The following is a 7,936-nucleotide window of genomic DNA, read 5'->3' on the forward strand; positions in this document are numbered from 1 at the left end:
CTAACGCAAAATTGTGTATGACCGAGAAGAGCGCGGCAAGTTAGCAAACGAGCAAGGCAAGTTTGCACAAGAACATTTTTATCAAGCCTTACCAAACGGTTCTGGCACAATTCTCTACTAGCTATCTGTCATAACAACTAATAGTAACAACCAGTAATAACGCGCTTAACGCTACGATTAATAATTAACTAAAATATACGGCATTATTTATTATGAAAAAATTACTACCTACATCTACCGCTGGCAGTTTACCTAAGCCTTTATGGCTTGCAGAGCCAGAAACACTTTGGTCACCTTGGAAATTACAAGGTGATGAATTAACCCAAGGGAAACACGACGCCCTGCGTTTGTCATTATTTGACCAACAACAAGCAGGTATTGATATTGTTAGCGATGGCGAGCAAACAAGGCAGCATTTTGTAACTACATTTATAGAGCACCTAAATGGCGTTGACTTTGAAAAACGTAAAACAGTAAAAATTCGTGACCGATACGACGCAAGTGTACCCACAGTTGTAGGCCCTGTCAGCCGCCAAAAGTCTGTGTTTGTTGAAGACGCTAAATTTTTACGCAAGCAAACAAAGCAACCTATAAAATGGGCATTGCCAGGCCCAATGACAATGATTGACACGCTTTACGATGACCATTATAAAAGCCGCGAAAAACTAGCATGGGAATTTGCCATAATACTCAATCAAGAAGCAAAAGAATTAGAAGCCGCAGGCGTTGATATCATCCAATTTGATGAGCCCGCGTTTAACGTATTTTTTGATGAAGTAAACGACTGGGGTATTGCCTGTTTAGAGCGCGCAATTGAAGGTCTTAAATGCGAAACCGCCGTTCATATTTGCTATGGCTACGGCATTAAAGCAAATACAGATTGGAAAAAAACACTAGGAAGCGAATGGCGACAGTACGAAGAAGCATTCCCTAAGCTTCAGCAATCTAATATCGATATTATCTCACTAGAGTGCCATAACTCGCATGTACCAATGGATTTACTAGAACTCATTCGCGGTAAAAAAGTAATGGTAGGCGCTATTGACGTAGCAAATCATACTATTGAAACGCCAGAAGAAGTAGCTGATACGCTACGTAAAGCACTTAAATTTGTAGATGCCGACAAGCTCTACCCGTGTACAAACTGCGGCATGGCCCCACTACCTCACCATATAACCAGAGGTAAACTAAATGCCTTGAGCGCTGGGGCTGAAATTATAAGAAAAGAGTTATTAGAAAAGAATTAAAAAAGTAGCTTTAAAATACAAACCCTAAACAATAACAACTGTCGCACCATGCCATTGTTAAACCCATAAACATGGTGCGTTAGTTAAAATTTAAAGCACAAAGTTTGGGTTAGATGCTTAATTGTTTTTATTAAAAAGCTCTAGCCTGTTTTTTGAAAAATCGATAACTGCTTGGTATTGAGTAAAAAAGGGAGAGCCTAACAAGCCATGTACTCCCTTTTCACCACCCGCGACCTGAACATGGTCAAGATTGAGTGACACAAAGCCTGGACTTTCAAACAAGGCATTTCCAAACTCAATTGAATGAACTTCTATATCCCCCATAGCGTGATCCGAAGTGCCCAAGCCTGCTGCATTCTCGACATTGAGTGTTTCTTCAATGCCAAGCTCACTTAAGCATGCCCTGTCTAAAACAGATGTTCCAGCGCCAGTATCTAAAATAAAACGTAACAATTTACCGTTAATTTTAGCTTCAACAATTTGGTGGCCTGTTTCTGATATTTCAAATTCAATTACGGTTTTGCCTTCAGATAAATTCATATACGTTCCTTGTTATAAAGTTTTTAAAATATTACTTACTATTTTCAGCTTGCTACAATTAATAGCCAAATTTTATTAGTCGCCCACCTCAGGGCGTGTTGTTAAGTAACATTTATCACCTGAGGCTCAATATTTGTTAAAACATGAATGACTTCATTTGTGGTCATTACTGAATAATGAACCAGCTTATTGTTGTTTAAACTGAAAGTATTCGTTTTAGTTTGAGCATACTCCAATAAGCTTGAATTAGAATATACGCCGATGACGCCCGAATCACGGTTGCGATGATAGTCATGAAAATGGCTACTTTCATCATAAGTTTCGAATAAAACGGTATTTGTAAACACAACCATAAACCTTACTGGATCATCGTCTTTTATATAAGTTTTAAGGTTCAGTGTTAGTAACCCATCCACATACGATAATTTGTCTAAGCTCCAGTCTTGGTAATTATTTGTGATTTCATCGATGGCAGTATTCATTGAATTACCTTACGAGCCTGCAGATTAACTCGTTTTTATTTGTTTTTAGTAATAAACAAACCATAACTGCGTCCCTATTTTAGTTCAATCTATTACTGTAATTAATGCAGCATATAAAATTTAGCTAAGTAGAGTTGAGTAACTAGCCATAATACATATGATAATTATGTCGTGACTTTAAACATATTTTCAGGGATAAAAGGCTCCGGTTTATAAAAATAATAACCTTGAGCATAATCTATATCTAGTGTAGCTAATTCATCAATAACCTGGGGCTCTTCAACAAACCCAGCAACAATCTGTTGTCCTTCAGCCTTAGCTATTTCGCAAATAGTTTTAACAGTCGTGTAAACGACTGGGTTATCATTCATATGAATAATGAGCGCTCCGTCTATTTTTATAATGTCCGTAGGTAACTCTTTGATGTAATCACGAAACGAATCAGCGTTTTCAACATTATCGATGGCGAATTTGCAGCCTAAATATTTTATCTTGTCTATAAACTGACGTGCCCTATTTGTGTTAGCAATAATAGTTTTTTCAGTTATTTCGAAACAAAATTTATCTGCCGGTAACTTATTATTACTAAATGTACTAATAATATAACTTTGTAGTGTCTTATCGCTTAATGAATGAGAAGACAAATTGATAGAAACAGTATCAATATCGGTCATTTTATCATTATGTTCAGTATAATAGTCAAAAATGGTTTTAATTACCCAGAGATCAATTTTACTACTTAAATGGTAGCGCTCAGCAATAGGTAAAAAACTCTTAGGACACACTACATTGCCTTGGTTATCTAGCATTCTAACTAAAGCCTCAAAATACTTTCCTGTGTTTTGGTGCGGTAGCTGCACAATATTTTGTTTGTATAATACAAATAACCCATGGCTAATAGCGTCGTTTATTTGGTGAACCGACTGCATATTGGGTTGTTTTTCGGGGGTAATGTCTCGGTTAATATCAAATAATCTTACTGTATTTCTACCTGCACTTTTAGCTAAACTACATGCCTCATCAGCTGCGTGTAATAATTCTGTAATTGTACTTTGTTTTGTTTTAGGAGAAACGCCAATACTTGCACTTAAAGATGTTATCTCATCTTCACACTTATATGTTAGTTTATTAATATCTTCTTTTATTTTATTTGCGATTTCGAGTACTTTATCTAAAGAACAACCTTTAATTAAAATAGCAAACTCATCACCGCCTAACCGAGCCACAGTATCATAGATGCGAACGTTACTTTTAAGTATACGTGCCACGTTTACTAATATTTTATCACCAGCAGCATGACCACACGTATCGTTTATAGTTTTAAAGTAGTCTAAATCGATAAAACATAAATAATAAAGAACGTCTTGTTCCTTTATAATATTGTTAAGTTTTCGTTCAAAAGCCCTGCGGTTATTTAATTCAGTAAGTGGGTCATGAGAAGCCTGGTGAGACAAAGTGTGTGTTAATAATTTAAAATCATTACTTAATTCCATTATTTCAGTGGGTGCATTTTTAGCAGCCTGAAAGTCCGCTCCAGATAATGCTTTGTGAGAAGAAGAAATCAAACCATTTAAGGGCTTACAAATTCTTCTATTAGCCCACCACCATAAAACAATAATAAAAAGAAAAAACACCACGTACCACCCAACCTACGGTACTCATAAAACGTTTTCTTTTTCTAAGTATTGAGCATCTTTTACAATAAGAGCATTAATTTCTTCTAAAAGAAATTGAACATCTTGAGATAAGCTTAAACTAATAGGATCGTATTCATCTAATAATTTACCCAAGCGATTTTCTAATTGATCTGCTGGGATATCACCAATAATATCTAAATACTTATTTATTTTTTTAATGTTAGTAATAGAGCGATTAATTTCATTTTCAAACTTGTTAAAATAATCTTTAGTTAATATTTCTGTCAGTTCATCATTTAAATAGTAGCCCATATTTTTTGAGCCATAAATAAGGTAAGTATTTCCTGAAGCAACAACAAGATCAGATGATACTAAAAATTGCGCGGCACTGTTCTCTATGCGTTCAAGATCTTTGGCCCATAATAAACTTTGATTGTATTTGTCAGCTAAGGTTTGAACATGCGTAAACTGATAAGCAATAACCTGCTCTAAAGTATAAGCACCAAGCAAACAGGTACTTACCAATATAGCTAGGTAGGTTCTTATTCTCATTTACAACCTTTACTTGTTAGCAACAGCAATCTTATCAATGTCTTCTTTCCAACTAATGTCAGTAATGGCTAGGGTCTTTAATGCAGAATGTAAGGTTAATAAAGCAAGTTGCGGAGCAATTTTAAACGCAGATTGACCTTCAGATGACAACGTTTCTCCATCTTCGCTAAGTAAAGCTTGAAGCTGTGAAAAAGACTTGTTTTGTAAAACAGCATTAATGCTTTGAATCGTATTATCATTGCATTCAATACTACGACAGCGCTGGTAATAAAAGCCCTTTATACTGCGGTCTACATTAATTCCCCAAGCAATTTCAACTAAGCCCCATTTAGCCCACTCAGACCGAGCTTGTAAAAAACCAGCATGTTTTTTATCTTTATAAAGTACATATAAAGTGTGCTTACCAACTTCACTTTGATGCAGTGTAAATGAAAGCTTTTGTTTAACTGCCACTCTGTCATCTTCTGTAATTAATGTAACTACTGAACGATACTCATAGCCTTTTTCATAAAGTATCTGAATAGCTGAAACAGGATCTCGTAATGAACAAAAAGCTGCATTTGCTTGGGATGCTATAAATAGATGAAGAGTTATTAATATCAGTAAACTTGTTATTTTATTGAGCATATCCACTTCCCACTGCAATTATTTATATTAAATTCTATATCTAATTTGTATATTTAAAACAGAATCAGTCTCTGTTGTAGCGGTATATTTTAGCTTGTGTTTATATTGTGCGCTTATATCGAAACCATTCGGGATTAACCACTGTACACCAGTTAACCAATAACTGGTAGATTCTGTAACATTACTTGCCACATGATCTAATTCTGTACTTTGATAGCCAAGCTGGGCATATACTGAAACACTCTCTCTAGGACTCATCCAAAGAGTTTCTATAAATCCATTCACAGTATCATTATTGTTTGTAGAACCAACAGACGATTCAGCGCTAAATTCCCATTGATAATAATAGTAAGTTGCGTCGATTCCAAATTTTTTGCGCTGAATTACCCCACTTTTCCCTAGTACATCACCCGTAAACCAGGATAAACCAGCAACTATATTTTTATTACTTGGCGTACCAATACGCCCAGAAAATATATGAGGATTACCTTTACTTCTTATGTCATTACCTGAGCCTCGTGTAAGGGCGATCTCGTAATCTAACTCTGGGAGGATGCCATTAACTGAAACACCCCAATCGCCTTTAATACCGCGGTCACTAAATGTAAACTGACGTAATGTGCCATTGGTATCTTTAGCATATTCTAATCCAAATGGGACTTCAAAATGCCCAACCTTTATATTAAATTGCCCATGACTCAAAGCCGTATAATTAAAATTAGCAATACGCCAAGTGAGCTCGGTGTCGTTACCGTCATCGAAAGTAAATGGTGGGTTCTCATAATTGTTGATTTTAACAATATAGGGTTGGAAAACTAGTGTACCAATATCTGACGTTTCACCACTAAATACTTTGTGAATATCTAAACCCAAGGCATGTGTGAAGGCGTTATTATCATCATCTAAATTATGTGTTAAGCGAGTAGAAGCATCAATAGCCCAACGACTATTTTCGCCTAAAACATTAAACCCTTCAGAAGTTGCAAATGATAGCTGAGAAAAAAACATGACCGAGGTTTGCAAACAAAATAAAAATAATTTTTTCATAAATTTATATCATTTAATCTTGTTTTATAAAATAAATACAATTTATCAAGCCTATAGGTTTACTAATTCTATACATTGTAATACAAAAAATTAATAAAAAAACGAATTAGATAAACTTACTAAGGGTTATTTAATAGCGGCGTGAGGTGTATAACCTAGTGGGCTCTGTAACACTTCCTGCGTTACCCTACTGGATTACATCCATGTAATAATAAAAACCGAGTAACAAAAAGTGAATCCCTTTGGATAAACCAAGACCAGCGCATCTTATGGTATTTATGCTGCGTTATCGCCTATCAATTGAAAATCACAAAATAAGCTCATCCTAGCCTAATGACCAAACAGTCTGTAGTAAATTTAACCCCAAAAAATAAGCAAGTCCTAGTCGCTCCCCTCAGGGTGTATTGTTTGAATTTACCTACTCAAAGTCAATTTTGTTTTCTTTGCACCAAAACTCAACAAAGCCACGCAATTTTTGACCTCGATATTTATACCATTCATCTACTAACCCAAGTTTTTCTAGAACAGTTTTAAAGCGTCTAAATGCACCTTTACCGTGTATAGATTGCGATAACATTTCTGACTGCTTAGGAGTAGCAACACTAACGATAAATTTCTCTATGATACGGTACTCATTGAAATCATACTTTTCAGGCAAAGGTATATAATCAACCTGATTTTCTAAATAATGGTTAGCTCTCGCGACAGCTTCACAATACCACTGAGCAGAATCAGATAAGTCTTCATTATTTTTTTGCTGATCGAAGCTCCTCATCAGTAAAAATACAAACTTGTGTTGTTTTGGTATTTAAATATGACTCACTCATATCACTATACAAAATCTACAGCGTCGATGATATCGTCTATTTTTACTTTCATGTAGATTACTCGTCAATTCGGTGTAAATTCAAACTAGCCTTTAAATTGACTTCGTTTTTATTTTTTTTATTAATAAACCATAGCTGAGTTTCTGTTTTGGTTCAATCGTAGCCACTCTATTTAAATAAAGCCTCCACACTAAATTACAGCAGTAACAAGAGCTGAAGTGCTAATTATTGCGACTAAACCCATTTGGAACACCTATTCGTATAACACTTGCAATAACCGCTTTGTGGCGCTTTTCCACAAATCCGGTTAATGGTTTTGTTAGGTACGGTGTTCATTCGGGCAAACTTGGTACTAAAAAGAATAATAAGAACGCTGTAACGCAACTTGAAACTAATACAACTCGCGAACCAATTGCTTCATTCAAATCAGTATATTTTTTTACTAGTGCCCATACCATAAGTGCAGACCAAACTAGACACCCACTCTAATATTACAAAAAAAGCTGTGCTGCTAAATTTGCCATTAAGGTTCTGAATTAATCTTTTTTTGCTGAGTCACTTTTATTTTATCCATTAAATTAGTCATTAGCATTCTTAAACCTAAATTACACGCATGAAAATAACTGCAGGGTTGCAGTTTTAACTTTTACAGAGTGGTTTTTTAATTTATGCGAGTAACTTTTCGCAATTGCTAATGTTTGAGCGCCGTTTACGCTTTAAATTTTCACAGTAACTTGCTTGTGAACTGGGCCTGCCTACTGCACCATGAAATACGCGCGTAAATTGTGTGGTGAGTTTTAACCAGCTTTCTGGGGATATATTGAGCCTTTCTAGCAAAGGAAGGGTTATATCATCAATATGCCCGCGTTTATCCTCTCGCATTATTCGCCCTGTTAGCTCAACGAGTTCAAGGTACGATTTAAGCTCAAACGGCAGCCCTTTAGGCATAATCTGACGTGGCATACCTGCAAAACGTT

General features: G+C 35.6%; 8 protein-coding genes and 2 pseudogenes. 2 read left to right on the top strand and 8 right to left on the bottom strand.

The features are described 5' to 3' along the window. Window positions 1–7: 7 nt before the first annotated feature. Both P20652_RS20245 and P20652_RS08905 read left to right on the top strand, forming a co-directional pair. Window positions 8–134: pseudogene (locus tag P20652_RS20245) on the top strand (putative oxygenase MesX); the annotation flags it as partial. A 78-nt stretch (window positions 135–212) separates the two neighbouring features. After that, a complete protein-coding gene (locus P20652_RS08905) occupies window positions 213–1,247 on the top strand; it encodes a methionine synthase (RefSeq protein WP_008168899.1) in 1,035 nt (344 codons plus the stop codon). Between the two features lie 117 nt (window positions 1,248–1,364). Here P20652_RS08905 and P20652_RS08900 read toward each other — a convergent pair whose 3' ends face one another. The 8 genes and pseudogenes from P20652_RS08900 to P20652_RS18110 form a co-directional block, all read right to left on the bottom strand. Continuing rightward, window positions 1,365–1,787 (bottom strand): retropepsin-like aspartic protease, encoded by a 423-nt coding sequence (locus tag P20652_RS08900; RefSeq protein WP_008168901.1) that lies wholly within the window; start codon window positions 1,785–1,787, stop codon window positions 1,365–1,367. Between the two features lie 101 nt (window positions 1,788–1,888). Further along, window positions 1,889–2,269 carry a hypothetical protein gene (locus P20652_RS08895; protein WP_008168903.1) on the bottom strand — a complete coding sequence of 127 codons (381 nt, stop codon included), beginning with the start codon at window positions 2,267–2,269 and terminating at the stop codon, window positions 1,889–1,891. A 164-nt stretch (window positions 2,270–2,433) separates the two neighbouring features. Then, complete coding sequence (locus tag P20652_RS18100; protein ID WP_008168905.1) at window positions 2,434–3,906, bottom strand: bifunctional diguanylate cyclase/phosphodiesterase; 1,473 nt, start codon at window positions 3,904–3,906, stop codon at window positions 2,434–2,436. Window positions 3,907–3,927: 21 nt separating this feature from the next. Then, window positions 3,928–4,458 carry a hypothetical protein gene (locus P20652_RS20955; protein WP_008168907.1) on the bottom strand — a complete coding sequence of 177 codons (531 nt, stop codon included), beginning with the start codon at window positions 4,456–4,458 and terminating at the stop codon, window positions 3,928–3,930. Window positions 4,459–4,467: 9 nt separating this feature from the next. Further along, window positions 4,468–5,085, bottom strand: a complete 618-nt coding sequence (locus tag P20652_RS08890; protein ID WP_008168908.1) for a hypothetical protein — start codon at window positions 5,083–5,085, stop codon at window positions 4,468–4,470. A 27-nt stretch (window positions 5,086–5,112) separates the two neighbouring features. Next, window positions 5,113–6,132: a hypothetical protein gene (locus P20652_RS08885; RefSeq protein WP_008168911.1), complete on the bottom strand. Its 1,020-nt coding sequence runs from the start codon at window positions 6,130–6,132 to the stop codon at window positions 5,113–5,115. Window positions 6,133–6,550: 418 nt separating this feature from the next. Further along, window positions 6,551–6,907, bottom strand: a complete 357-nt coding sequence (locus P20652_RS18105; protein WP_050548205.1) for a UPF0158 family protein — start codon at window positions 6,905–6,907, stop codon at window positions 6,551–6,553. A 718-nt stretch (window positions 6,908–7,625) separates the two neighbouring features. Next, window positions 7,626–7,936, bottom strand: a pseudogene (locus P20652_RS18110) (transposase); the annotation flags it as partial.

Source organism: Pseudoalteromonas sp. BSi20652, assembly GCF_000239855.1.
In the GTDB taxonomy this organism is placed as follows: domain Bacteria; phylum Pseudomonadota; class Gammaproteobacteria; order Enterobacterales; family Alteromonadaceae; genus Pseudoalteromonas.

Excerpts from the sequence above, each read along its gene's own strand:
- P20652_RS08905 (WP_008168899.1), top strand. The coding sequence starts at position 213 with ATGAAAAAATTACTACCTACATCTACCGCTGGCAGTTTACCTAAGCCT.
- P20652_RS20955 (WP_008168907.1), bottom strand. The coding sequence starts at position 4,458 with ATGAGAATAAGAACCTACCTAGCTATATTGGTAAGTACCTGTTTGCTT.
- P20652_RS08885 (WP_008168911.1), bottom strand. The coding sequence starts at position 6,132 with ATGAAAAAATTATTTTTATTTTGTTTGCAAACCTCGGTCATGTTTTTT.
- P20652_RS18105 (WP_050548205.1), bottom strand. The coding sequence starts at position 6,907 with ATGAGGAGCTTCGATCAGCAAAAAAATAATGAAGACTTATCTGATTCT.
- P20652_RS08890 (WP_008168908.1), bottom strand. The coding sequence starts at position 5,085 with ATGCTCAATAAAATAACAAGTTTACTGATATTAATAACTCTTCATCTA.
- P20652_RS08900 (WP_008168901.1), bottom strand. The coding sequence starts at position 1,787 with ATGAATTTATCTGAAGGCAAAACCGTAATTGAATTTGAAATATCAGAA.
- P20652_RS08895 (WP_008168903.1), bottom strand. The coding sequence starts at position 2,269 with ATGAATACTGCCATCGATGAAATCACAAATAATTACCAAGACTGGAGC.